The sequence below is a fragment of the Rhizobium sp. BK098 genome, from assembly GCF_014193155.1.
GTDB lineage: Bacteria > Pseudomonadota > Alphaproteobacteria > Rhizobiales > Rhizobiaceae > Rhizobium.
The window spans coordinates 246750-272424 of the sequence record NZ_JACHYY010000006.1; the positions used below are offsets into that span (position 1 = coordinate 246750).

Annotated in this window: 25 protein-coding genes; 13 read left to right on the top strand and 12 right to left on the bottom strand. The window is 61.6% G+C overall.

Translation table 11 applies throughout. The annotated features are described in order from the left end of the window. Positions 1–70 precede the first annotated feature (70 nt). The 4 genes from dnaA to mutM all read right to left on the bottom strand — a co-directional run bounded on the left by dnaA (position 71) and on the right by mutM (position 4662). A complete protein-coding gene (gene dnaA, locus FHT73_RS17655; protein WP_112420100.1) occupies positions 71–1621 on the bottom strand; it encodes a chromosomal replication initiator protein DnaA in 1551 nt (516 codons plus the stop codon). An 872-nt stretch (positions 1622–2493) separates the two neighbouring features. Continuing rightward, positions 2494–2769 carry a 30S ribosomal protein S20 gene (gene rpsT, locus FHT73_RS17660; RefSeq protein ID WP_015338590.1) on the bottom strand — a complete coding sequence of 92 codons (276 nt, stop codon included), beginning with the start codon at positions 2767–2769 and terminating at the stop codon, positions 2494–2496. Between the two features lie 193 nt (positions 2770–2962). Beyond that, positions 2963–3736: an enoyl-CoA hydratase gene (locus FHT73_RS17665; protein WP_112336703.1), complete on the bottom strand. Its 774-nt coding sequence runs from the start codon at positions 3734–3736 to the stop codon at positions 2963–2965. Positions 3737–3771: 35 nt separating this feature from the next. Beyond that, entirely contained in the window at positions 3772–4662 is an 891-nt protein-coding gene (gene mutM, locus FHT73_RS17670; RefSeq protein WP_183713372.1) for a bifunctional DNA-formamidopyrimidine glycosylase/DNA-(apurinic or apyrimidinic site) lyase, read from the bottom strand. 142 nt (positions 4663–4804) lie between these two features. Here mutM and ubiE point away from each other — a divergent pair, with 142 nt between their 5' ends. From ubiE to FHT73_RS17715, 9 genes are all read left to right on the top strand, one after another. After that, the gene (ubiE, locus tag FHT73_RS17675; protein ID WP_112336705.1) at positions 4805–5581 is read left to right on the top strand and encodes a bifunctional demethylmenaquinone methyltransferase/2-methoxy-6-polyprenyl-1,4-benzoquinol methylase UbiE; all 777 of its coding nucleotides are present in this window, start codon (positions 4805–4807) and stop codon (positions 5579–5581) included. Between the two features lie 62 nt (positions 5582–5643). Further along, positions 5644–7218 carry a 2-polyprenylphenol 6-hydroxylase gene (gene ubiB / locus FHT73_RS17680; protein ID WP_183713375.1) on the top strand — a complete coding sequence of 525 codons (1575 nt, stop codon included), beginning with the start codon at positions 5644–5646 and terminating at the stop codon, positions 7216–7218. Between the two features lie 209 nt (positions 7219–7427). Beyond that, a complete protein-coding gene (locus FHT73_RS17685; RefSeq protein WP_183713378.1) occupies positions 7428–9011 on the top strand; it encodes an aromatic amino acid lyase in 1584 nt (527 codons plus the stop codon). Between the two features lie 26 nt (positions 9012–9037). Then, complete coding sequence (locus FHT73_RS17690) at positions 9038–10420, top strand: amidohydrolase family protein (protein WP_183713380.1); 1383 nt, start codon at positions 9038–9040, stop codon at positions 10418–10420. Continuing rightward, complete coding sequence (locus FHT73_RS17695; protein WP_183713383.1) at positions 10420–11694, top strand: Zn-dependent hydrolase; 1275 nt, start codon at positions 10420–10422, stop codon at positions 11692–11694. The genes FHT73_RS17690 and FHT73_RS17695 overlap by 1 nt, the downstream gene beginning before the upstream one ends. 3 nt (positions 11695–11697) lie before the next feature. Further along, positions 11698–12798: a DUF917 family protein gene (locus FHT73_RS17700; protein WP_183713386.1), complete on the top strand. Its 1101-nt coding sequence runs from the start codon at positions 11698–11700 to the stop codon at positions 12796–12798. Between the two features lie 18 nt (positions 12799–12816). After that, a complete protein-coding gene (locus FHT73_RS17705; protein WP_183713389.1) occupies positions 12817–13146 on the top strand; it encodes a TfoX/Sxy family protein in 330 nt (109 codons plus the stop codon). A gap of 198 nt (positions 13147–13344) precedes the next feature. Continuing rightward, positions 13345–15006 (top strand): urocanate hydratase, encoded by a 1662-nt coding sequence (locus tag FHT73_RS17710; RefSeq protein WP_183713392.1) that lies wholly within the window; start codon positions 13345–13347, stop codon positions 15004–15006. A gap of 69 nt (positions 15007–15075) precedes the next feature. Next, positions 15076–15744: a hypothetical protein gene (locus FHT73_RS17715; protein ID WP_183713395.1), complete on the top strand. Its 669-nt coding sequence runs from the start codon at positions 15076–15078 to the stop codon at positions 15742–15744. Between the two features lie 9 nt (positions 15745–15753). Here the strand turns inward: FHT73_RS17715 and FHT73_RS17720 are convergent, their stop codons facing one another. The 5 genes from FHT73_RS17720 to FHT73_RS17740 form a co-directional block, all read right to left on the bottom strand. Continuing rightward, the gene (locus FHT73_RS17720; RefSeq protein ID WP_183713398.1) at positions 15754–16158 is read right to left on the bottom strand and encodes a GFA family protein; all 405 of its coding nucleotides are present in this window, start codon (positions 16156–16158) and stop codon (positions 15754–15756) included. A gap of 5 nt (positions 16159–16163) precedes the next feature. After that, positions 16164–16646 (bottom strand): SRPBCC domain-containing protein, encoded by a 483-nt coding sequence (locus tag FHT73_RS17725; protein ID WP_183713401.1) that lies wholly within the window; start codon positions 16644–16646, stop codon positions 16164–16166. Next, positions 16643–16972, bottom strand: a complete 330-nt coding sequence (locus tag FHT73_RS17730) for a metalloregulator ArsR/SmtB family transcription factor (RefSeq protein WP_183713404.1) — start codon at positions 16970–16972, stop codon at positions 16643–16645. Before FHT73_RS17730 ends, FHT73_RS17725 begins: the two co-directional genes overlap by 4 nt. A gap of 90 nt (positions 16973–17062) precedes the next feature. Next, a complete protein-coding gene (locus FHT73_RS17735; RefSeq protein ID WP_183713407.1) occupies positions 17063–17449 on the bottom strand; it encodes a VOC family protein in 387 nt (128 codons plus the stop codon). A 15-nt stretch (positions 17450–17464) separates the two neighbouring features. Beyond that, complete coding sequence (locus FHT73_RS17740; RefSeq protein WP_183713410.1) at positions 17465–18748, bottom strand: MFS transporter; 1284 nt, start codon at positions 18746–18748, stop codon at positions 17465–17467. A gap of 98 nt (positions 18749–18846) precedes the next feature. On the opposite strand from FHT73_RS17740, the gene FHT73_RS17745 reads away from it, so the two are divergent. Next, the gene (locus tag FHT73_RS17745) at positions 18847–19722 is read left to right on the top strand and encodes a LysR family transcriptional regulator (protein WP_112609335.1); all 876 of its coding nucleotides are present in this window, start codon (positions 18847–18849) and stop codon (positions 19720–19722) included. Here the strand turns inward: FHT73_RS17745 and FHT73_RS17750 are convergent, their stop codons facing one another. Continuing rightward, the gene (locus tag FHT73_RS17750) at positions 19723–20628 is read right to left on the bottom strand and encodes a LysR family transcriptional regulator (protein ID WP_112609333.1); all 906 of its coding nucleotides are present in this window, start codon (positions 20626–20628) and stop codon (positions 19723–19725) included. A 119-nt stretch (positions 20629–20747) separates the two neighbouring features. Here FHT73_RS17750 and FHT73_RS17755 point away from each other — a divergent pair, with 119 nt between their 5' ends. After that, positions 20748–21512 (top strand): SDR family oxidoreductase, encoded by a 765-nt coding sequence (locus FHT73_RS17755; RefSeq protein ID WP_183713413.1) that lies wholly within the window; start codon positions 20748–20750, stop codon positions 21510–21512. A 140-nt stretch (positions 21513–21652) separates the two neighbouring features. Here FHT73_RS17755 and FHT73_RS17760 read toward each other — a convergent pair whose 3' ends face one another. Continuing rightward, positions 21653–22099 (bottom strand): ester cyclase, encoded by a 447-nt coding sequence (locus FHT73_RS17760; RefSeq protein ID WP_183713658.1) that lies wholly within the window; start codon positions 22097–22099, stop codon positions 21653–21655. A gap of 213 nt (positions 22100–22312) precedes the next feature. On the opposite strand from FHT73_RS17760, the gene coaBC reads away from it, so the two are divergent. Beyond that, a complete protein-coding gene (gene coaBC / locus FHT73_RS17765) occupies positions 22313–23524 on the top strand; it encodes a bifunctional phosphopantothenoylcysteine decarboxylase/phosphopantothenate--cysteine ligase CoaBC (protein ID WP_183713416.1) in 1212 nt (403 codons plus the stop codon). On the opposite strand, the gene FHT73_RS17770 is transcribed toward coaBC, so the two are convergent. Further along, positions 23511–24326, bottom strand: a complete 816-nt coding sequence (locus FHT73_RS17770) for a class II glutamine amidotransferase (protein WP_112336724.1) — start codon at positions 24324–24326, stop codon at positions 23511–23513. The two genes, coaBC and FHT73_RS17770, sit on opposite strands and share 14 nt — an antisense overlap. A gap of 549 nt (positions 24327–24875) precedes the next feature. Between FHT73_RS17770 and otsB the strand changes: the two genes are divergently transcribed. After that, positions 24876–25670 carry a trehalose-phosphatase gene (otsB, locus tag FHT73_RS17775; RefSeq protein ID WP_183713419.1) on the top strand — a complete coding sequence of 265 codons (795 nt, stop codon included), beginning with the start codon at positions 24876–24878 and terminating at the stop codon, positions 25668–25670. The last annotated feature ends 5 nt before the right edge of the window (positions 25671–25675 follow it).

The window sequence follows — 25675 nt, forward strand, 5'->3', positions numbered from 1 at the left end:
CTGATCGCCCAAAAGAAACGGCCGGCGATGAAGCCGGCCGTAGCTTGTGTGGTGAACGCCGATTCCCGGCCTATTCGTTGATGAGGCGCTTCAGCAGCTCAATCTCGTGCGACAGCTTGCTATCGCCGGAAATCAGCTCCTCGATCTTGCGCACGGCATGCAGAACCGTGGTGTGATCGCGACCACCGAAGCGGCGGCCGATTTCCGGGAAGGAACGCGGCGTCAGCGTCTTCGACAGATACATAGCGATCTGGCGCGGCTTAACGATGACGCGCGTGCGGCGGTTCGAAACCAGCTCCTGGCGCGACACGTTGTAGTGACGTGCGACGATACGCTGAATGTCCTCGATGCGGACGCGGCGCGGCTCGCCGGAGCCGACCAGATGCGCCAGTAGTTCGTCGACGCGCTCGACCGTCAGGTTCGGTTCGAAGGAGCGACGGAAGATAAGCTGGTTGAAGGCTCCTTCCAGTTCGCGGCCGCTGGCGGTCACGTTGCGCGCGACATGCGAGAGAAGCTCGGCCGGGATTTCCAGCGACGGATCGTCCTGGCGGGCAGCATCGAGACGGCGCTTGAGGATCTCAAGACGCATTTCATAGTCCGGCGCCTCGACTTCGATCGCCACACCGCCCTGCAGGCGCGAACGCACGCGCGGGTCGAGCGATTCCAGCTCCCAGGGAGCGCGGTCGGCAGCGACAACAACCTGCTTGGCGCTGTCGAGCAGCATGTTCAACAGATGGCAGAACTCGTGCTGGATCATCTTGCCCTGCAGGAACTGCATGTCGTCGATGATGAGGAGATCGATATTGCGCAGCGAATCCTTCAACGTCAGTGCGTCATTGTCGCGGATCGCGGTTGCGAAGCGCCACATGAAATATTCCGCCGTGAGGTAGACGACCCGCAGTCCGCGCGGGTTCTGAACCGCTGCATTGGCGATCGCCTGCAGCAGATGCGTCTTGCCGAGACCAACGGTCGCATGGACGAAGAGCGGATTGAAACGCACGGCGCCGGAGCCAGCTTCGGCGATAGTCTTCGCAGCGGCCAAGCTGACACGGTTCGAGCTGCCTTCGACGAATGTATCGAAGGTAAAGCGGGAATCGAGCGGAGAGCCGAACAGCGGCGAACCCGCCATTGCCGGCCGCGCAGCCGCAGCCGCACTCACGGCCTGGGCAACAACCTGACCGGCCGGCTGGGCGACGGCGCGACGGATCGGCGCGACAGCCGCCTGGTCCGGCACCGCCGGCTGCTCATCGGTTGATGGCTTCGCGCCCTGCCGGGTTGCGGTGCGCACCAGAATTTCGACCTTGAGGATCTCGGCATCCTCAGCCTGGAACAGGCTGGTGATGAGATCGAGATAGCGATTGTTGATCCAGGACTTCAGAAATGTCGTCGGGACCGTGAGGCGAACGACGCTCTTCGATACCGAATGAAGCTTGAGCCGCGCAAACCAGCTGGCATAGACATCGGGTCCGACCTGAGCCTTCAAGCGCGCGCTGACGCGCTCGAACAAATTATTTCGCGCCACGTCGCCCTTTTCCCCCGCCGCTTCTAAGCAAACCGCACCGAACGCCTGCGCATTGTCCCCATTTTCCAACGCACCCGTCGCTCTCGTATGTATCTGCATATAGTGCCGCCTTCCAAAGTCTCTTTATAGGGCGGGAGCACATCACTGCCGCCCCTGGTTCTTCGCCATGGCATGACGATCGCGCTCGTTGTCCCAAGCTGCGCCGCATACCGGTTCATCAGCCACGCCCGGCCAGCGGGCTTTACAGGAACACTGTGGCGAAAACCGCTCTTTAAAGCAGCATTCGCCTCGGCGTCTGTAACCGGAGCATCAATCGGCCCTCGTATTCCGATTGACCACTCCAATGGCTGTCAATTTTTCTCCCCTCCCCGCAGCCGCGCCAATGATTTGGGCCGCAAAGGACAGACAAGCTTTCTCGTTCCGCAAGCGTCGCCGCTTCCGGTTCTTACTCGTCAACTGTTTGAAAAAACGGAACTGAACCGCTCCGTCACAAGAGACAAAACCACCTCCACCGCCATACGTAACGGTGTTTGCCGAAGCCGTTTAAGGTGAAATCCGCGCCCCTTGTTGAAATCCATTTAGGCAGGATCGAGGGCAGATATCAACGATGAATTTTACACAAAATTAAGAGGCGGCCATTGACTCAGGAGGCCATTTTTGACTGTCACAAGCCCTTCAAAAAAGAATCGCTGTTGAATCAAAGAGATTCCTGTCGAACGCGATTCCCACAGCTTTCAAAAGAAAAAAAATAAAATATCCCTTGACTCAGTTGTGAGCCGGCAATGCGTCATGCAGATCACCCAGCGCTGAGATATCCTGCCGTAAGCCATTGTTTTAAAATGTATATTTCTGTCACGTCACTGACATGATCGAGCAGTCAATTTTGGCAATACGGCATTTTTTTGGCTGAATCCAAAAAGCCCGGCGCGAGGGCCGGGCTTAATACTAACGATAGACTCGTTAACGAAAGATTATGCGGTCGGGGCCGAAAGGGCCTTCACACGCTTGGCAAGACGCGAAACCTTGCGGGAAGCGGTGTTGGCGTGAAGCACGCCCTTCTTTGCCGCGCGAGCCAGTTCCGGCTGAGCAGCAATGAAAGCTGTCTTTGCGCGATCCGCATCACCCGATGCGATAGCTTCTTCGACCTGGCGAACGAACGTGCGAACGCGCGAGCGACGAGCCTTGTTGACATCGGTGCGGCGGGCGATCTTACGGGTCGCTTTTTTCGCCGAGGTAGTATTGGCCATGTATGCCTCTCTTAGAATTCGAACAAAACTCCATCGTTGCGGCGTAGGCCCCATGGCCACTTCATCCAGCAATGCGGGAGCAATTGCGGAAAACCAGAGCGGCTTTCCAAACTGTGGCGGGCATATAACCGGAATGAGCCGCGGCGTCAACGCGGATTCTCGCCAAACCCGCGTAATTCCGGAATCTTGGTCCCTACCGGTTCTTGAAGGCTGGCTTGCGCTTCGCGACGAAGGCCGCCATGCCCTCCTTCTGATCCTCTGTGGCGAACAGGCTATGGAACAGGCGGCGTTCGAAGCGTAGTCCCTCCTCGAGCGTGGTTTCGAAGGCACGGTTGACCGCCTCCTTGGCCATCATCACGGCGGGACCGGAATAAGAAGCGATCTTGGCGGCGGCGGCCAGCGCCTCGTCGAGCAGCTTGTCTGCCGGTACGACGCGCGCCACAAGGCCGGAACGCTCCGCCTCTGCCGCATCCATCATCCGGCCCGTCAATATGAGGTCCATCGCCTTGGCCTTGCCGACCGCACGCGTGAGACGCTGCGAGCCGCCCATGCCAGGGATGACGCCGAGCGTGATTTCCGGCTGGCCGAATTTGGCGGTTTCCGAGGCGATGATGAAATCGCACATCATCGCCACTTCGCAGCCACCGCCGAGCGCAAAGCCGCTGACCGCCGCGATGACAGGCTTGCGGGCATTGGCAATCTCGGCCCAGCCGCTGAAAAAGTCATTCTTATAAGCGTCGACGAAATCGAGCGATTGCATTTCCTTGATGTCGGCGCCGGCAGCAAAGGCCTTTTCCGAACCGGTGAGCACGATCGCACCGATGGCATCGTCAAGATGAAGAGCGGCATAGGCTTGCTTCAGCTCGGAGAGGACCGTTGAGTTCAGCGCGTTCAGCGCCTGCGGCCGATTGATCCGGACGAGGCCGACAGCCCCATGTGTTTCGACAATGAGGGTTTCGTAAGCCACTTCTCTCTCCCTTTAAATCAGCTCTGGCCCTTCAATCAGCCTTGGCAGGAGGCGCAGTAGAAGGAAGAGCGCCCCGCCTGGACGATGCGACTGACCGTACCGCCGCAGCCGGGCGTACTGCAAGGCTGGCTTTCACGATCATAGACGGAAAAGGAATGCTGGAAATAGCCGAGCGAACCGTCCGTCTGGATATGATCGCGCAGCGACGAGCCGCCTGCGGCTATCGCATCGGCAATGACCTCGCGGATCGCCTCGACCAGCGCCAGCAGCGCTTCGGTCGGTTTGCCGGTATCCATCACCAGCGTGCCGGCGGCGCGCAACGGCGACAGGTGGGAGCGCCACAGCGCCTCGCACACATATATATTGCCGAGACCGGCGATGTTCTTCTGGTCCAGCAGCGCGCTCTTCAGCGGCTGCGCCTTACCGCCAAAGCGCTTAGCCAGATAATCCGCGCTCAGTTCATTGCCCGTGGGTTCCGGCCCGAGATCACGGAAGAAGGGATGGCTGGCCATCTCGGCCCGCCGGACGAGATCCATGAAACCGAAGCGGCGCGGGTCATTATAGATGACGCGCGCATCGCCGCTTGCACCCGCCAGATGGAAGAGGACGTGATCGTGCTTCTCGTCCTTGGAGCGGGGATGATGGAAGGTTCCCGGCGTCTCGGCCGCAGCACCTTCCTCCACCCGGAACGAGCCGGACATGCCGAGATGCGCGACGATCGTCTTGCCGTCGTCGAGATCGATCAGCAGGTATTTGGCCCGGCGCGACAGCGACGCGATGCCGCGGCCCGCAACGGCCTGCGCGAAATCGGCCGGGAAAGGAAAGCGCAAATCGTTGCGGCGCAGCTCCAACTCCTTCAGAACGGCACCCTCCATGGAAGGCGCAAGGCCCCGTCTGACGGTTTCGACCTCTGGTAATTCCGGCATGGCTATCCATCTTTATGTTTCAACCGCTTATGATCTGAGCTATAGCCCAAGGCATTGCGGCTGGTGATCTGGCTGATGAGATAGCGTGGCAAACGCGATTTCGCTATGGTCCGCCGCTTAATTGTGTAACGGAGTTGAGCCGATGGCAGACAGCCGCACCTCCGCCGATGGCGGCATGGAAACATCCTATGGCTTTCGCGAAGTAGCCGATGGCGAAAAGCAGGGCCTCGTCAACGAGGTGTTCCACAAGGTCGCCAAGCGCTATGACGTCATGAATGACGTCATGTCCATGGGCATGCATCGCGCCTGGAAAGACGCGATGATATCAGCGCTCAACCCGCGCAAGGAGCCTGGTTACAAGGTGCTCGACGTTGCCGGCGGCACGGGCGATATCGCCTTCCGCATCGTGGAAGCCTCGAACCGCCTGGCACATGCAACGGTGCTCGATATCAACGGCTCGATGCTGGCCGTCGGCGCCGAGCGTGCCGAGAAGAAGAAACTCTCCGACAACCTCACTTTCGTCGAAGCGAATGCCGAGGAACTGCCTTTCGAGCCGAACTCCTTCGACGCCTATACGATCGCTTTCGGTATCCGCAACGTGCCGCACATCGATGTTGCATTGAAGGAGGCCTATCGCGTCCTGAAGCGCGGCGGCCGGCTGCTCGTGCTCGAATTCTCCGAAGTCGATCTGCCGCTGCTCGACCGTGTCTACGACGCCTGGTCCTTCAATGCCATTCCGAAGTTCGGCAAGGCGATCACCGGCGATGCCGAGCCCTATCAATATCTGGTGGAATCAATCCGCAAGTTCCCGAACCAGCAGGACTTCGCGACGATGATTCGCGAGGCCGGCTTCTCGCGCGTGAGCTTCACCAACTACACCGGCGGCATCGCCGCGCTGCACTCCGGCTGGAAGCTCTGAAGCATGATGTCGAGCCACATGACGCGGCCGAAGGTTTCCGCTCGTCAGGACTTTGAGGTGCTATGAGTGCTTTCAGCGCATATTTCGGCCTTGTTCGGGTCGGCTGGGTGCTCGTGCGCGAAGGCGTGGTCATGGCGCTGCCATCGGAAGGGCTGCCCCCCTCCATCAGCCTCGCCAAGTCCTTCGTCAGCATCTTCGCCCGCCGGAAGGCGAAGAGCCAGGCGCGCAGCGACCGGCTTGCCCAAGCGGTCGAGCGGCTCGGCCCTTCCTATGTGAAGATCGGCCAGTTCCTGGCGACGCGCCCCGATGTCGTCGGCGTGGATATGGCGAACGACTTATCGCAGCTTCAGGACCGCATGGCCTTCTTCCCGCATGAAACGGCGACGGCAGCCATCGAGTCTTCGCTCGGCCGGCGGATCGACGATCTCTACGCCAGCTTTGACGCGCCGATCGCCGCCGCGTCGATAGCGCAGGTGCATCCGGCCGAAATCGAGACGGCAGAGGGCCGCAAGCGCGTTGCCGTCAAGGTGGTCCGGCCAGGCGTTCGTCAGCGCTTTTCTAACGATATCAAGGCGATGTATCTGGTTTCACGGCTGCAGGAGCGGTTCATGCCCTCCAGCCGGCGTCTTCGCCCGGTGGAAGTGACCAAGACGCTCGAGCAGACCACCAAGGTCGAGATGGATCTGCGGCTGGAAGCGGCCGCGCTCTCCGAGATCGCCGAAAACACCGAAAAGGATCCGGGCTTCCGCGTTCCGAAAGTCGACTGGGAACGCACCGGCCGCGACGTCATCACCATGGAGTGGATCGACGGCGTGAAGATGTCCGACGTCGAGGGGCTGAAGGCGGCCGGCCACGATCTCAACGCGCTCGCCGATACGCTGATCCAGTCCTTCCTGCGCCATACGCTGCGCGACGGCTTCTTCCACGCCGACATGCACCCCGGCAACCTTTTCGTCGATGCGGCGGGCATGATCGTCGCTGTCGACATGGGGATCGTCGGGCGATTAGGGAAGAAGGAACGCCGTTTCCTGGCCGAAATCCTCTACGGTTTCATCACCCGCGACTATATCCGGGTGGCCGAAGTGCATTTCGAAGCCGGCTATGTACCTGCGCATCACAATACGGAGAGTTTTGCGCAGGCCATTCGCGCGATCGGCGAGCCGATCCATGGCCAGCCGGCCGAAACCATCTCCATGGGCAAGCTTCTGACCTTGCTCTTCGAAGTAACGGAACTCTTCGACATGGAAACGCGGCCCGAGCTGGTGATGCTGCAGAAGACCATGGTCGTGGTCGAGGGCGTATCGCGCATGCTCAATCCACGCTTCAACATGTGGAAGGCCTCGGAACCGGTGGTCGGCGACTGGATTCGCACCAATCTCGGCCCGAAGCGGATCATGACAGATTTGAAGGACGGTTTGAAAGCGGCCGTGAAGCTTGCGGAGGCCGCGCCTGAGATTGCGGCGAAGACCGAGAAATTCCACCACGAACTGCTGCATATGAGCGAAAACGGCCTGCGATTTGATCCGCAGACCGCCGAAGCGATCGGCAAGGCCGAGGCCAAGCACAGCCGCTCCGGCCGCTTTGCGCTTTGGGTAATTGCGCTGACGCTTCTCTATATCGCCTGGCATCTGAGCTGATCGCCAAGCTTTCTGATGCTTCTTCCTCGCCTTGGCCCAAATAGCTCGGCCGGGGCGGGAAGCCATATGCGCGCGCAAACATAGAGTTGCGCAACGTACGCACTCGCCTCAAAATCAGTCTGTCTGGCACGGATCAAGGTGTTCGCCATTTGGGATATCCCATTGACGATAAGGCTCGCATAGCCTCGCAAAAAAGGAGAACAGCAGAGATGGAGCGTCAGAGAGCCGGTATCGAGCTCAGCGGACAACCCCTTGGGTTCAGCGATCTGGTGCGGATCGGAGCGGGGACTGTCCTGCCGTCGGCATCGGAAAGCGGCATGGCTCGCGTACGCTTGGCACGCGCCGTTCTCGAAAGCACCATTCAATCGGGGATGCCGGTCTACGGCTCTACGACCGGTGTCGGAGCCATGAAGGATGTCGAATGGTCTCCTGAAGATCTCGATGCCTTCAATCTCGGCCTCGTGCGCGCCCATCATTTCGGTACGGGCGCCCCCTTTTCCATGTCGGTCGTTCGCAATGCCATGGCGATCCGGGTCAATACCGCGTTGACCGGCAGGGTCGGTTGCTCGCAGGAGCTGATCGAAGCCTATCTGCAGCTGCTCAGCGCGGATGTCATTCCTGTCGTCAGGCGAACGGGTTCGATCGGCTGCGCGGATATCGGCCTGATGGGGCAGATTGGCGCTGTGCTGACCGGTGTTGGCGAGGCCGTCTATCGAGGGCGGCGCATGCAGGCTGCCGACGCTTTCAGCGCCGCCGGCATAGATCCTCTCAGGATGCTGCCGCGCGACAGCCTCGCCTCGCTCAGCGTCAATGCCGTCAGCTTCGCCGCCGCGGCGGAAACCACCCGCAATGCCGCCTCGTCGATTCGCGTACTGCTCGCGACCGGCATGATGGCCGCCGGCGCGCTCGGTGCTTCGCGCGATCCCTGGATTTCCGTGCGCCATGTCGGCACCGCCCGCGAGGCTCTGATCGGCGCATGGCTCTGCAATGCCTCGGAAGAATGGCCATGGCCGGTCGCGACCCATGTGCAGGACCCGCTGAGCCTGCGCATGATTGCCCAGGTCTTCGGCGCAGTCATCGAAAACCTTTTGACGGCAGGCCACAAGATTCTCGCCGCCACGGGCCGCTCGGACGATAATCCCGTCATCGTCGACGGCCGCGTCATGACCTCGGGCGGCTCCCTTCCGCTCGATGTCACCATTCTGCTTGAAGCCGCCGTCATCTGCATGGCGCATGCCGCCCGCAACGCATTCAACCGCTGCGTGCTGCTCGGCAACGGCCAGCGGCGCGGCTTGCCGGTCAATCTCGTGCCGGAAGGGAAGATCGCGACCGGCTTCGGCCCCATCATCAAGCTCGCCGGCGAGATCTTCTCACGTGTTCTGTCCATGTCTAATCCGGTCTCGGCCCAGTCGCTCGTCGTGGCGGCTGGGATGGAAGACGAGGCCGCCTTCCTGCCGCTGGTCATCGAACGTTTTGAACGGCAGATGCGCGCGCTGAAGCGCCTGGCGGCCCTGGAAGCCCTGCTCTCGGCCCAGGCGATGGACATTCTCGGCGACAAGCCGGAAGGCGTGGCACGCATGCTCTACGAGGTCGTGCGCAAGCATGCGGATTTCTATGTGGTCGACCGGCCGCTTTCGGCCGAGGTCGAGGCGATCGAGGAGGAACTGGCCTCCGAGGCCTTCGTCTCTGAACTGATCGCGCATAAGCCGATCATCGCCTATGATGACTTCTTCGCACTTGGCTCGCTGGAGCGGGTCGAAGAGCGGCTTTATCGCGACACGATTGCCATCTGAAGCAACGACGAGCGGAGGGAACGCACATGGCCGATTTCGATCTTGTTCTGCAGGGCACCGTGGTTCTGCCCGAGCGTATCGTGGAAGCCGGCTATGTCGCCGTGCGCGACGGCAAAATCGCCGAGGTCGGCATTGGCGTGCCGCCGGCAGCGCGTGAGCGGCACCTGCTCGGCAAGGCGCTGATCCTGCCTGGCGCGATCGATGCGCAGGTCCATTCCCTTTCCCAGAAGGACCAGGAGGATTTCATCTGGTCGACGCGCTCTGCAGCGGCCGGCGGCGTCACCACCATCGTCGACATGCCCTATGACGAAGGCAATCTCGTCTGCTCGGCAGCGGCAGTGAAGAAGAAGATCGACCACGCCGCGCCGCAATCGCGCGTCGATTTCGCCCTTTACGGCACGGTCGATCCGGAAGAAGGCCCCGCGCGCATCGCCGAAATGGTTGAGGCTGGCGTTGCCGCCTTCAAATTCTCCACCTTCGGGACCGATCCGAAGCGTTTTCCGCGCATTCCGCCTGCCCTGCTCGATGCCTGCTTTGCCGCGATCGCCCCAACGGGCCTGACCGCCGGCGTCCACAACGAGGACGACGAAGCGGTGCGCACCTACATGGAGCAGGTCAAGGCAAGCGGCGTCACCGACTATCGCGCCCACGGCCTGTCGCGCCCGCCGATCACCGAGCTGCTTGCCATGCACACGATCTTCGAGACCGGCGCGGATACCGGTTGCCCGGCGCATGTCGTGCATTGCTCGCTCGGCCGCGGCTACGACATCGCCCGCGCCTATCGCCGCGACGGCTTTGAAGCGACGGTCGAGTGCTGCATCCATTACCTGACGCTCGACGAGGAAAACGATGTGCGGCGCCTCGGCGGCAAGGCGAAAATTAATCCGCCGATCCGCCCGCGTGCCGAAGTGGAAACCTTGTGGCGCAAGGTGGCGGAAGGCAATGTCTGGCTCGTCTCGACCGACCATGTCAGCTGGTCGGAAAACCGCAAGACCGATCCGGACATGCTGGCGAATGCGTCCGGCGTGCCGGGACTGGAGGTCATGGTGCCGCTCTTCGTCAAGGGTGCTCTGGAACGCGGCGTGCCGCTCACCTGGGCTGCGAAACTGATGGCGGAGAACCCGGCTAAGCATTTTCGCCTCGATCATATCAAGGGCGCGCTGACGCCGGGCAAGGATGCCGATATCGTCGTGCTGGATCCGCGCGAAATGGTTTACGACGCGGCGGCAAGCGGCAACAACGTCGTCGGCTGGAGCCCCTATAACGGCATTCGCCTACCCTGGACTGTGTCCGCCGCCTACCTTAGAGGCAAGCAGATCACCGAGGGGCAGAAGGTGCTGGCCGAACCCGGCTTCGGCAACTTCGTCCGTCCCTTGCCTCGCCAAATTCTTGCCGGAGATGCAGCCTGATGACCGAAACCAAGCGCCACAACCTGCCCGTAAACGCTGATCGTATCGCTGAGGATATCGATGCTCTGGCAAGGATCACCGATCCGGGCCATCCCTGGACGCGCCGCGCCTTCTCCCCGCTCTTTCTGGAAGGACGTGCCTATATCGAGGCGCGCATGAAGGCGGCAGGGCTTGAGACCCGCATCGACTCTGCCGGCAATCTGATCGGCCGGCGCGCAGGCACGAAACCCGGCCTCGGCACAATCCTTGTCGGCTCACATTCCGACACCGTTCCCGATGGCGGCCGCTTCGACGGCATCGCCGGCACGATTGCCGCGCTGGAAGTCGCGCGCTCCTTGAAGGATCGCGGCATCGAGCTGGACCATGATCTGGAGATTGTCGATTTCCTCGCAGAGGAGGTCAGCATCTTCGGTGTTTCCTGTATCGGCAGCCGCGGCATGACCGGGCAGATCCCCGCGGCATGGCTTTCCCGCGTGAGCGGCGACCGCACACTTTCGCAGGGCATCGCCGAGGTGGGCGGCGACCCCGCCGTGCTGCTCTCACAGAAGCGTCCTGATCTCGCCGGTTTCCTGGAGCTGCATATCGAGCAGGGTCCGGTGCTGGAAGCGGAGAACAAGGATATCGGCATCGTCACCGCGATCGCCGGCATCACCCGCATCGAAATCACCGTGGAAGGCCGCGCCGACCATGCCGGCACGACGCCGATGGATCGCCGCGCCGACGCGCTGGTGGCAGCTTCGCAGCTCGTACTCGACATCAGGAGCCGCGCCGCCGAGCAGGCAAAGACGCCGGGCCATTTCGCCGCGACCGTGGGCGAATTCCGCATCGAGCCGAATGCCGCCAATGTCGTGCCCTCGAAGGTCGTGCTGCTGATCGATGGCCGCGCCGAAATCCGCAGCGACATGGAGGATTTCCTGGCCTGGATCGACGGTGAGGTGAAGACCATCGCCGCCGACTATGGCGTCACGATCAACCCACCGGTGCGCGTCTCCGACAACTTGCCGACGCCGGGCGCTCCGGCGCTGCTCGAAACGCTCGAGCGCGCCTGCGAGACTGTCGGCGCCAAGCATCGGCGCATGGCCTCAGGCGCCGGCCACGACACAGCCTGGATCGCCAAGGTCGCGCCTGCCGCCATGATCTTCGTGCCCTGCAAGGAAGGCCGCAGCCATTGCGCCGAGGAATGGGCCGAGAATGACGATATCGCCATGGGTGCTGCCGTTCTTTTCGAAGCGGTGCGCGACATGGACAAGAACCTCAAACCGAACCGGGAGTAGCCGATGGGACGCGTACTCGTTGCCAAGGATGTGGAAGCGGCCGTCAAGGGTGGCTCCGTTTATGCCGCAGGCGGTGGCGGCTGGGCAGATCACGGCCGCATGCTCGGCTATGCGGCCGTCAATGTCGGCAAGCCGGAGTTGGTGTGGATCGAGGAATTGAACGACAATGACTGGATCGCCACGGCGGCTGCCATCGGCGCGCCGGCCTCCACGACCCCCTGGGAAATGCAGGGCATCGACTACGTGAAAGCCGTGCAGCTCCTGCAGGACGAGCTTGGAGAGAAGCTTTCCGGCCTGATCATCGGCCAGAACGGGCGGTCCTCGACGCTGAACGGCTGGCTGCCGTCGGCGATCCTCGGAACGAAGGTGGTGGACGCGGTCGGCGACATCCGCGCCCATCCGACGGGCGACATGGGCTCGATCGGCATGGCGGGTTCGCCCGAGCAGATGATCCAGACCGCCGTCGGCGGCAACCGCGCCGAGAACCGCTATATCGAGCTCGTCGTGAAGGGTGCGACGGCGAAGATTTCGCCGATCCTGCGCGCCGCATCCGACCAGTCCGGCGGCTTCATCGCGTCCTGCCGCAACCCCTTGCGCGCCTCTTACGTCCGCACGCATGCGGCGCTCGGCGGCATCTCCATGGCGCTTTCGCTCGGCGAAGCGATCATCGAGGCGGAAAAGAAGGGCGGCAGCGCCGTCATAGACGCCATCTGCAAGACGACCGGCGGCCATATCCTGGCGGAAGGTACGATCACCAAGAAAGACGTCGTCTACATGAAGGAAGCCTTCGATATCGGCACCATCACGGTCGGCTCCGGCGAGAAGGCTGTCATCATGCATGTGATGAACGAATACATGGCGGTCGAAGATGCCGGCGGCAAACGGCGCGCGACCTTCCCTTCCGTCATCACCACGCTGTCGCCGGAAGGCGAGCCTTTGAGCGTCGGCCAGCTGCACGAGGGCATGAACGTCTTCATCCTGCATGTGCCGATGGATATCATTCCGCTGTCTGCCAGCGTACTCGACCCCACGGTCTATCCCTCCGTCGAGAAGGCGATGGGGATCGAGATCGCCAAATACGCCCTGGCCGGCAAGAAAGGCTGAAAAGCACAGGAGGCTTGAATGGCCCGTGATGCCGGTCTCGAGGAATTGCTGAGAGAAGAGCTCGGGGAACGCCCCGAGCTCAGCGAGAAGGCGATGTTCGGCGGCTGGGCCTTTCTGCTCAACGGTCACCTGCTGTGCGGCGCCCGTGACGACGGGATGCTGATACGCCTTGGCAAAGGCAACGATGCCTGGGCGCTCGAGCAGCCTGACGTCAAACCCATGCTGTCGCGCGGTCGGGAAATGCAAGGATGGGTGCGCGCCGGGCCGGAGGCCTATGGCAACGACATGCTGCGCAAGCGGCTGCTCCTGGCCGCGCTGAATTTTGTCGAAGGCTTGCCGCCGAAATGAATGAGTATTGAAGAGCACTCCTCTTCTCCCCAGCCGGGAGAAGATGTCCGCAGGACAGATGAGGGGGTGAGCGACGAAGGAGCGAACGTCTGAGCGGTAAGCAAAGACGGTATCTGCCGAGCCGCCCCCTCATCCGACCCTTCGGGCCACCTGCTCCCCGAGGGGGAGAAGGGGAGGCATCAAACAAGAGGGAAATCCATGCCGAAAGCCAATCCACGTCACCCGAAATTCCCCATTCCGGGCGGCCCGGATCTGCGTGCCAAAGGCTGGCGGCAGGAGGCCCTGCTGCGCCTGCTCGAAAACGTGCTCTCGGTCGGCGAAGATCCGGACAATCTCGTCGTCTACGCCGCCCTCGGCAAGGCTGCCCGCAATTGGGCAGCGCACAAGGGCATCGTGAAGGCGCTCACCGAAATGGATGAGAACCAGACCCTCCTTATCCAATCCGGCAAACCGATCGGCCTCATCCGCACGCACGACAAGGCGCCGCTCGTCATCATGGCGAACTGCAACATCGTCGGGCAATGGGCGAAGGCGGAAGTCTTCTACGAACTGCAGCGCAAGGGCCTGATCTGCTGGGGTGGTCTGACGGCCGGCGCCTGGCAATATATCGGCAGCCAGGGCGTAATTCAGGGCACCTACGAAATCTTCATGCGCATCGCCGAGCGTCGCTTCGGCGGCGATCTCTTCGGCCGTTTCGTGCTGACGGCGGGTCTCGGCGGCATGGGCGGCGCGCAGCCGCTCGCCGGCCGCATGGCGGGTGCCGCCATCCTCTGCGTCGATATCGATGCCGAGCGCGCCAGGAAGCGCCAGGAAATCGGCTACCTGCAGGAAATCGCACCCGACCTCGATTCCGCGCTGGCGATGATCGATGCGGCAGTCAAGGAAAAGCGAGCGCTTTCCGTCGGCCTCGTCGGCAATGCGGCCGAGATTTATCCCGAGATCGCCCGGCGCGGCATCGTGCCCGATATCGTCACGGACCAGACCTCGGCCCACGATCTCGTCTATGGCTACGTGCCGAAGGGCATGAGCCTCGCCCAAGTCAAAGACCTGCGCGATGACGGCCAGGGCCAGCTCATGGCGGCAAGCCGCGCCTCGATCGTTGAACATGTGAAGGCCATGCTGGACTTCCAGAAAAAGGGTTCCGAAGTCTTCGACAACGGCAACCTGATCCGCACTCAGGCGAAGGAAGGTGGCGTTGCGAACGCCTTTGATATCCCGATCTTTACCGAAGCTTATCTCAGGCCACTCTTCTGCCGCGCTATCGGCCCGTTCCGCTGGATGGCGCTATCAGGCGAGGAAAGCGATATTGCCCGCATCGACGATCTGCTGCTGGAAATGTTCCCGGACAACAAGATCATCACCAACTGGATCAAGCTTGCCCGCCAGCACGTGCCCTTCGAAGGTCTGCCGGCCCGCATCGCGTGGCTCGGCCATGGCGAGCGCACGGCGCTGGCCCGCCGCGTCAACGAGCTCGTTGCAAGCGGCGAGCTGAAGGGGCCGATCGCTTTCTCGCGCGACCATCTCGATGCCGGCGCCATGGCGCATCCGAACATCATGACCGAAGGCATGAAGGACGGCTCCGACGCCATCGCCGACTGGCCGCTGATCGACGCCATGATGCTCTGCTCGTCCATGGCCGATCTCGTCGTCGTCCATTCCGGCGGCGGCGGCTATGCCGGCTATATGACCAGCTGCGGCGTCACCGTGGTTGCCGACGGCACGGATGCCGCCGACGAGCGGCTCGACCATGCTCTGACCAACGATACAGCGCTTGGCGTCATGCGCTATGCGGATGCGGGCTATGAGGAAGCGCTGGACGAAGTTGCGAAAAAGGATGTGCCCTATATCCGTTTGGGATAAGCGCGTCTGTTCTTGGCGAGATTGAAGGACTATGGTCCCCGGCAACTTCAGATGAATTGAGAATTGCCCGTGATCCCCTGGACCTTGCTCGACACTGCGAAAATCCCCGGCGGCGGCGAGCTGCGACTGAAGCAGCGCGGCCAGGAATTTTCTATCATGCTCGGCACCAACGAGCTGATGAACAGTCGCCTAAGCGGCTCCGAGCGCGCGCTTGCGACGCTTTCCTGCGAGAAGATCAAGGACCGGAAGGCGCCACACATACTGATCGGCGGCCTCGGCATGGGCTTTACCTTGCGTGCGGCGCTTGGCGAACTGGGTGCGGACGCGAAGGTTACGGTTGCCGAGCTTGTTCCGGCAGTCGTTTCATGGGCGCGCGGGCCGATGGCAACAGTCTTCGACGGCTGCCTCGACGACCCGCGTGTTGCCATTCATGAGGGCGACGTGCGTCCGCTCATCCGCGCAAGCAAGGCGACATACGATGCTATCCTGCTCGATGTCGACAACGGCCCGGATGGCATCACATCGGAAGCCAATGACGGGCTCTATGATTATCCCGGCCTGAAGGCGGCGCGCGATGCACTGCGTCCCGGCGGCGTACTCGCGGTCTGGTCGTCGGGACCTGACGAGCGCTTTACGAGGCGGCTGCGCGACAGCGGCTTTACCGCCGAAGTGATCAACACACGCGCCAACGGCAAGACAGGCGCGCGTCACGTGATCTGGCTGGCCACCAGAGGCTAAGCCCTCGCGCTAGAGATAACGTGTTTCTTCCGGCGCCCGATCGAAGCGGTCGTCGCGGCCATCGAAATAGCCGACAGGAAGCGAGGCGAGCTCTTTATCGGTGGCATCATCCAGGCAGCTAATGCTGATCGCATAGAACTTGCCGCCGAGGGCTGGATTTTCACCCCAGTTGAAGGAGCTGATGCCGCATGTCTTACAGAAGAGGTGATGTAGCGTCCGCGGGCCGAATTGATATTCGCCGATGCTGTCTTCGCCCGAGGTCAGGCGGAAATCGGCTGGCGTGGCGACAGCCAGCCAATTGCGCTTCTTCTTGCAGATCGAGCAATTGCATTTGAAGGTGCCGCCCCGCAGATCGAGATCGGCTTCGTAGCTCACAGCGCCGCAATGGCAGCTTCCATGATAGGTCTTCTTCATCACTCTCATCCTTCCCTTGAGGTGGCTTCTGCGTAAGCGACGTATTTATCGAGGGCTTGCTCCCATCCGCCGGTCTGCAATCTAAGCTCGGTATCGTCGGGCAGCTCGACCTTGCGGAAGACGAGACGCGTCTTCTCGCCAAGTTCTTGAAACTCTACGGTCACCTGCATCGGATGTTCGGGCCTACCCTCCTGGTTTTCCCAGGCGAAAGTAAAGACGAGACGCTCGGGCGGGACGATCTCCAGATAGCGGCCATGGCTCCAATATTCCTTGCCTTCCGGCGTAAGAATGCAGTGCCGCCAAGCGCCGCCTTCCTTGAGATCGATGGAGACGGACGGCGCCGTCATGTTTTGCGGTCCCCACCAGCGCATCAGATGTTCCGGCTCCGTCCAGAGGCGAAATAACAGGGCGCGCGGCGCTGCAATATCGCGGGTCAGCACGATCTCGCGCGGCGGGCGCATGCTGCCGCCCTCAGTTGCTGGGGTCATTCTTTCCTCCCCTTTTGCAATAGTGCCGCGTAAGCTTCCAGGCGATCGAGATTGTCGTTCCAGAACTGACGGTAATTCTCCAGCCAGTCATCCACCTGCCGGAGCGGCTTCGGCTCCAGCCGGCAAGGCCGCCATTGCGCCTCCCTCCCCTTCGAGATCAGGCCGGCTTTTTCCAGCACCTTCAGATGCTTGGAGACTGCGACCAGCGACATATCGAAAGGTTCGGCCAGTTCGGAAACGGACGCCTCGCCACTCGCCAACCGTGCCAAGATCGCCCGGCGGGTCGGATCTGCCAGGGCCGAGAGGGTCATGCTCAACGTATCCATGTGACTTTCTAAACCGGTCAGTTAATTAACTTATAGGTTTAATATAGGCTGCAAGCGAGTGATGTCAAGCAGCACCTGCAGCGTGCGATCTCAGGAAACGATGTTGGAAACTTCGATCAGGTTCTGGTCCGGATCGCGGAAATAGACCGAGAGAATGGGGCCGGTCGCACCGGTTCGGCGAACCGGTCCTTCCGTGATCGCAACACCCTCGGCCTTCAGGTGAGCGATGATGTCATCGAGCGGCGTGGTGCTGATGAAGCAGAGATCGGCCGAACCCGGTGTCGGGCGGTCAGCCTTGGGCTCAAACTCATGTCCGGCGCGATGCAGGTTGATCTTCTGATTGCCGAAGGTCAGAGCCTTGCGGCCCTCCCCGAAAGTTTCGACACCCATACCGAGGACACGGGTATAGAAATCGCAACTCTCCTCGATGCTCGCAACCGTGAGCACCAGATGATCGAGATGGTCGATACGGATCATGGTGGCCTCCTGGGCTCAGCGACGCGCCAGCCTGGCAACGGCAAGAGCGCTGGCGAGACAGAGTGCCAGCATGACCAGGATGAAGGCAACCACGGCATTCCAGCCATCGGCAAGCCAGAAATAGCCGCCGACCGAGCCGGCAATGCTGGAGCCGAGATAATAGGCGAGCAGGTAGAGCGAGGAGGCGTGCCCCTTGAAGCCATCGGCCAGCCGTCCCACCAGCGCACTGGCGACGGAATGGGCCATGAAGAAGCCAATCGTCACCAGCACGATGCCGAGAATGATCAGCGGCAAGGAGCTTGAAAGCGTCACCGCCGCACCGAGCGCGGCGATCAGAACGCCAATCGGCAGCACGATGAAATGGCCGATGCGATCGCCGAGGAGGCCTGCAGCCCACGAGGCGACGATGCCGAAGAGATAGGCGGTGAAGATCAATCCAAGCTCGGTCTGGTTGAGATCATAGGGATCGGCGACGAGACGGAAGCCGGCATAGTTATAGACCGTTACGAAGGAGCCCATGACGAGAAAGCCAATGGCAAAGAGCAGCGGCAGCGCCGCATTGCCAAAATGACCGCTCCAGGCCTTCACATGGAAGCCGGCATCGAAGCCCTTTCGCGCGGTAAAATTGCGCGACGGCGGCAGCAGATAAAGGAAGCCGATGGCGGCGATCAGGCCGAGAATACCAACGGTTGCCAAAGCCGGCCGCCAGCTCAGATATTCGGCGATCGTGCCGGTCACCACGCGCCCGGCCATGCCGCCAAAGGCGTTGCCGGCGATATAGAGGCCCATGGCACCGCCGAGGCCGCGCGGTTCGATCTCCTCGGCCAGATAGGTCATGGCGACGGCCGGGACGCCGCCCAGCAGAAAGCCTTCGAGCGCGCGAACGGCAAGCAGCATATGCCAGCTTGGCGATACCGAGCAGACGAGCGTACAGATGGCCGCGCCAAGCAGCGAGATGAACATCAGGCTGCGGCGGCCGAGGCTTTCGGAAACGGCGGCGGCACCGAAGATCGCGAAGGCCAGGAAGCCCGTCGAAAGCGATAGCGACAGCGAGCTTGCAGCGGGCGTGACACCGAAATCCTCGGAAAAGATCGGCATCAGCGGCTGGACGCAATAAAGCAGCGAGAAAGTGGCAAAGCCCGAGAGAAACAGCCCAATGGTCGCGCGGCGGAAGGCAGGCGTGCCGCGCGTCAGGAATTGACGGGGCTCGGTCGGCGGCTCGTTTCTGACGAGCGTCAATTCGGGGCGGGAGGGAACTTCGGACACAGTGGTTTGCTGCTTGCTTGCGGCGCGAAACATTGGTGGCACCTGACCTTTCTTGCCCAGGAATCTAGCCAGACGAGCTCCATTAGTCCAATATATGGAACAGGCGATCTTGATAGCTTTTGGAGATAGCGATGGAGCTGCGTCATATTCGCTATTTTCTGGCGCTGGCCGAAGCGGGAAACTTCACTCGTGCGGCAGCCAAACTCGGTATCGGCCAGCCGCCGCTCAGCCAGCAGATCCGGGACCTGGAAAACGAAGTGGGTGCGCAGCTGTTCCACCGCGTGCCGCATGGTGCGGAACTGACGGTGGCCGGCGAGGCCTTTCTCGCGGAAGCGAAAATGGCGGTCGATGCGGCTGAAAAGGCAAAGCTCGCCGCCCAGCGCGCCAATCGCGGCGAGATCGGCCGCCTGTCGCTCGGCTTCACCGCCTCTTCCGCCTTCAACACCATTGTCACATCAACCATTCGCGAGTTTCGGCGGCATTGGCCGGAAGTGCTGATATCGCTGACCGAGATGAACACCAATGCGCTGATGGAGCGGCTGATGCGCGGCGAGATCGACGCGGCCTTCATTCGCCCAGGGCTGGAGGATCCGCGCGACGTGCGGCTGAAGCGCTTTGCCGACGAGCCCATGCTGATCGCACTGCCGGCCCATCATCCGCTGGCAAGTAAGGAACGCGTGCCGGTTGCGGCGCTCGCGGGCGAACCCTTCATCCTCTTCCCGCGCATGGTGGGGCTGAGCCTCTATGACGATATCGTCGCCGCCTGCCGCGAGGCGGGCTTCGACCTCGTAGTGACACAGGAAGCGCCGCAGATCCCATCCGTCGTCAATCTTGTCGCCGCAAACTTGGGCGTTTCCATCGTTCCGGCTTCGATCGCGCAGATCAAGCTCGACGGCGTCGCCTATCGGCAAATCGATGGGCCGCCGGTCGTGGCGCGGCTCGGCCTTGCCAGCCTCAAGGCGCAGCGATCGCCCGTCATCGCCAACCTCATGAGTCTGATTGGTTAGTTACGTGCTCCGCTCCCAATAGGGCGGATCGCCAAAAGCCTTCTTCAAATGATCGGCCATTGCCCGAAGCTTGGCCGAGGGATTGCGACCTTCGGGATGGGCCATAAAAATGAACTCCGGCTCCGGCCGGTAGCCGACATCGATCTCTACGAGCCTCCCCTCCCTCGCTGAAGGCCCGGCGATGAAGGCGGGCAGCAAGGCAATACCAAGCCCGGCAATCGCGGCATCGTGGAGGACATCGCCATTGTTCACGCCCAGCGCCAGCTTGGCACGGATGACGACAGCGCCCTCTGGCCCCTCGAAGCGCCAGTCGGCGACACCGCGATTGGTGTAAAAAATACCGCGATGACCCTCGAGATCGGAGAGCGAAGCGGGTTTGCCGTTGCGGCTGAGATAATCCGGTGACGCAACGAGAAGGCGGCGGCTGCGGGCAAGCTTCCATGCGACGAGGCGCGAGTCGGCAATCAGGCCGTGGCGAATGATCGCGTCGTAACCGTCCGAGGCGGCATCTACGCGGCGATCGTCGAGATCGAGCGTCAACTCGATCTCCGGATGCGCGGCGAGAAACGGATAGAGAGCCGGCCCCAGATGCAGGCGGCCAAAGGTGACGGGTGCTGCAATGCGCAGCGGTCCCATCAGCATGCCGCGCCGCTCGGCAAGATCGGCCGCCGCCTCGCGAACCTCCTGTGCGATGCGGGTCGCGCGCTGCAGAAAGGCAGTGCCATCCTCGGTCAGGGTCAGCTTGCGGGTCGTGCGGTGAAGCAAGGTCGCCCCCAACGCCTTTTCCATTTCCGACAGGCGCTCGCTGACGACGGATTTCGACAGACGCAGCCGTCGCGCCGCCTCGCTGATCGAGCCCGCCTCGGCTACAGTCACGAACGTCACGATCCCGTCGATCTTCAACATCGTTCGGAAACTCCGAATTCGAATTCCTCTTTTTGAAGACTAATCCGAACGATCGGAAAAGGCCATCTTCCACGTATCGGACAAACCGAAAGACACGTCCTCACACAGGAGATGGAACAATGAACCGCTTGAATGGAAAAGTTGCAATCGTCACCGGCGCCAGCTCCGGCATTGGCCGCACTACGGCAAAACTCTTCGCCGCCGAAGGCGCCAAGGTTGTTGTCGGCGCTCGCCGCGCGGCAGAGCTGGAAAGCCTTGCCGCCGAGATCAAGGCCGCCGGCGGAGAAGCAGCCGTCTTGGCTGGCGACGTACGCTCGGAAGACTACCACAAGGCGCTGGTTGCCCTTGCTGTCGAGCGCTACGGCAAGCTCGATATTGCTTTCAACAACGCCGGCACGCTCGGCGAGGCCGGTCCCAGCACCGAGGTTTCCGAGGCAGGTTTTTCCGAAGCGCTGGCGATCAACCTCACCGCATCGTTCCTCGCCGCCAAGCACCAGATAGGCGAAATGATCAAGCATGGCGGCGGTTCCGTGATCTTCACCTCGACGTTCGTCGGCCATACCGTCAGCTTCCCTGGCGTTGCCGCCTATGCCGCCAGCAAGTCCGGCCTGATCGGCCTGACGCAGACGCTGGCCGCCGAATTTGGCCCGCAGAATGTGCGCGTCAACGCTGTCCTGCCGGGTGCCGTCGATACCGATATGTATCGCGACATGAACGACACGGTCGAAAAGCAGGCGTTCATAACCAATCTGCATGCGCTGAAGCGCGTTGCCGGCCCGGAAGAGATCGCTCGCTCGGTCCTCTATCTCGCCTCCGATGATGCGAGCTTCGTCAGCGGCACGGCTTCGCTCGTCGATGGCGGCCTGTCGATCACGCGTACCTGATCGAATGTTTGGCCGACGCAATCGCGCCGGCAGCTTCGAAACGCGGACATGATCCCGTAACATAGGAAACGGTTGCGGGATCATGTCGCTCGAATGCTTTGAATGAGCCGCCGGCTCTATTCCCCTTACGGCTTTTCCGTTCAGAACATCGTATTATTGTTCATGGATTTCTCGGGGATCGGCTGCACCGAATCCCAATGTTCCTGGATCTTGTTGTCCTCGACGCGGAAGATATCGACGATGGCGCTGCCGCGATCGCCCGGCTGGCGAATGGCGTGGACGCGCAGGATCACATAATCGCCATCGACCATCACGCGCTTGATCTCGCTCTTCGACTGCGGATAGTTTTTCTTCAGGTACTCTAGGAAACCGCGCAGGCCTTCAGGCCCATCGGCCGCCATCGGATTATGCTGGATGTACTTGCCGAGATATTTGGAAGCCGCGTCGAAGTTCTTGTCGTTCAGCGCCTTCTGGTAGAAATCCAGGACAATCTCCTTGTTCCTCAGCTCTTGCGGCGAATAGGCACGCTCGGCAAAGGCCGGCATGGCAGCGGCCAGGATCGGCAGGGCGATGACAGCGACTTTCATCAGTTTCAAGACGTTGCTCCTTTGCTCGTTAACGTGTTCACCTTTGTCGAGGCCAAGGGTCCGCGCAAATGACAAGGGCGTGAGGGCGATGTGATTGTCTGCCGGAATAGCGGGAAAGGACGGCTCACAACCGTAATGAGAGAATGCCGCGATTGCCTATGACACGCCAAAGGCTTAGGCTTATCAGCAAAAGAACAGGCGACGGGTTCAGGCATGGTTCTCGCAGGAAAGCGCATCCTCCTCATCATCTCCGGCGGCATCGCGGCCTATAAGAGCCTCGATCTCATCCGCCGGCTGCGTGAACGCGGCGCGAGTGTGCGGCCCGTCATGACAGCGGGCGCGCAGGAGTTCATCACCCCGCTTGCGGTCGGCGCACTGGCCGCCGATCATGTCTTTACCGATCTGTTTTCACGAGAGGATGAGCAGGATGTCGGCCATATCAGGCTGGCGCGCGACTGCGATCTCGTGCTGATCGCGCCGGCGACTGCCGATCTGCTCGCCAAGATGGCCAACGGGCTGGCCGATGATCTCGCCTCGACAATATTGCTCGCCACCGACCGGCCCGTGCTCGCAGCCCCCGCGATGAACCCGAAGATGTGGGCGCATCCGGCGACGAAGCGCAATGTCGAGACGCTACGCAGGGACGGCATTGCCTTCATCGGCCCTATGACGGGTGAAATGGCCGAGAGCGGCGAAAGCGGCGCGGGCCGGATGGCGGAACCGCTCGATATTGTCGCGGCAGCCGGGCGTCGGCTGGATAACGGTGCAAAGCCGCTTGCCGGCAAGAAGGCGGTCGTCACCTCCGGGCCGACGCATGAGCCGATCGATCCCGTGCGCTATATCGCCAACCGTTCGTCTGGACGGCAGGGCCATGCGATTGCGGCAGCGCTTGCCGCCCTTGGCGCCGATGTTACCCTCGTCTCCGGTCCGGTCACCATACCCGATCCGGTCGGCCTCAAGGTCGTGCATGTCGAGCGGGCGGATGAGATGCGCGACGCAGTACTTGCGGCCCTTCCCGCCGATATCGCCGTGATGGTGGCGGCGGTCGCGGACTGGCGCGTCGCCTCCGCTTCCGATCAGAAGATCAAGAAGCATCCGGGCGAGTCGATCCCGACTTTGGCGCTCACGGAAAACCCCGACATATTGAAAACCGTCGGCCATCACACGCAGCGGCCGAAACTGGTCATCGGCTTTGCCGCCGAAACACAGGATGTCGAGAGCAATGCCCGCGCGAAGCTCGAACGCAAGGGCGCCGATTTCATCGTCGCCAACGACGTCTCACCCGCAACCGGCATCATGGGCGGCACGCGCAATCGCGTGAAGATTATCAGCCATCACGGCGTCGAACAGTGGCCCGATCTCGACAAGGATGAAGTGGCGGTGCGACTGGCAGCGCTGATATCGGAACAGTTCAAGCAGGGATAGCAGCCGGCGCCCTGATCTCTCCGGCGGCACGCTCTTCCGGCTGGAAAGGCGTGACATGGACACCGGTATCGTCGATCATGACGGCGCTGCCGTCCGGAATCTCACGCCAGGCATCAACGTCGTCATTCAACGGCTCGGAAACGAGGCAATACCCCAAGCCGACGGGCGAGGCATAGAGTGTCGGCGCCTTGCGGTCGGTGGCATAGCGGATGGCGTAGAGCGACTTGCCGTCGGAGAAGGCCGCGGTGAAGCGCACCAGCACCGAACCGGTCAAATGCAGCGAGAGCCCTTCGACAAAGCCGATGGTCTGAGCGATCGCTGTGATCGGATTCGTCGCCAGGCCAAACTGCATCGCCAGCAGAAACAGAAGCTCGGAATCGGTCGTGCCGCTGCGGGCATGGAAGAGCTTGTCATCGAGCATGGCTTCCATCGGCCGGCGCAGGCGGTCGAAATTGGAAATCTGGCCATTGTGCTGGAACGACCAGTTTTCGAAAACGAAAGGATGGCAATTGTCGCGGCGCGTGCCGCCGCCGGTGGCCGCACGGACATGAGCGAGGAAAAGCGGTGAGCGGATCTGCCGCGCCAGGCTCTTCAGATTGCAATCGGACCAGGCCGGCAGGATATCGCGGTAACGGCCCGGTTCCGGCCGGTCGCCATACCAGGCGATGCCGAAACCGTCACCATTGGTCGCCGTCTTGGCGCGCGTGGCGCAATGGGATTGTTCGATCAGGGAGTGGGCGGGCGAAGACACCAGCTCCTCCAGATAGAGGGGGTCTCCACGATAGGCTGCCCAGCGACACATGCGTCTCTCACTCCGATTCCTGCTGTCTTCCTGTCCCGCGGGAGAATGGCAAATCTTGGACGATTGTTTATGCGGAATGGGTAATAAAGTCTTAATTTTCCATGCAGTGCGGCGCAAGATGACAGATATTTGACGCTTCGTCCGTTCACGTTTCGCATCGCAACATTTTCGTCGTGAAGGCCGCTGCGGCAGGACTCTTGCTCGAGATGCGGCGGGTAACAGATTTCACAGCGACAATAAGTGTGAAGCTCCCCAAGAGCGGGCCTCTTGCATCAAGTCAAATTTGAGCTACGTTAAGCTTGTCTGAAACGTAACGAAAGGAAGGTGATCCAATGTCTAGTGAGATTTCGGTCTTTGTATACGGCATGGAAATGGTTGTGAACGTTGCGAGGCAGCCCTCGCTCTGACCAACACCTTCCCGAAGCGTTCGCCGCTTCAGGCCAGTTACGGGCCAAAGCTCATGGGGGGTCGCCTAAGGCGACCCCTTTTGATTTTCAGCCGTTCGTTTTTTTCCTTGCCAAACGGGAAGAGCGCCTTAGCTAACCCAGCATGTCTTCTCAGGAACAGCCCGAACAGGGTGAAGCCAAGCCGAGGCCGCTGAACGAGCCGGCCCTTACCGCACTCTCATTGTATCCGCAGGACTGGGCCTTGTTCCTCGATATCGACGGAACCCTGCTCGATCTCGCCGAAAGGCCGGAAGCGATTGTCGTGCCCGACTATCTGCCCGGCACGCTGCATGCGCTCTCCCGCCAGCTCGGCGGCGCACTGGCCTTGGTCACCGGCCGCGCCATCGAATTCGTCGATCCCCTTTTTGCGCCCTTCCGCTTTCCCGTTGCAGGCCTCCATGGCGCAGAACGGCGTGATGCGGCCGGACGGCTGCGCCGAGCGCATATCCCGCCCGCCTTTCAGGCGATGAAGCAGACCATCGCCTACAAGGCCCAAGCCTGGCCCGGCGCCATCGTGGAGGACAAGGGGGCGGCCGTCGCGGTCCACTTCCGCCATGCACTCGCATATGAGTCCGAGATCGGCGAAGCCATGCAGCGCCATCTGGAGGAAGCCGGTCCCGACTGGAGCCTGCAGCGCGGCAAGATGGTGATCGAACTCTGCCCTTCCCACGCCAGCAAGGGATATGCCGTCGAGGCGTTTCTTGCCGAAATGCCCTTCGAAGGACGCCGTCCGGTCGCGATCGGCGACGACGTGACCGACGAGACGATGTTTGCCGCCGCCAATCGTCTCGGCGGCCAATCCGTACGCATCGGCGATGCCAACGGAAAAACACTGGCACGTGCATCCATTGGCTCACCTGCGCGTTTAAGGGACGTGCTGGGAACGCTCGTCAAGTAATTTTC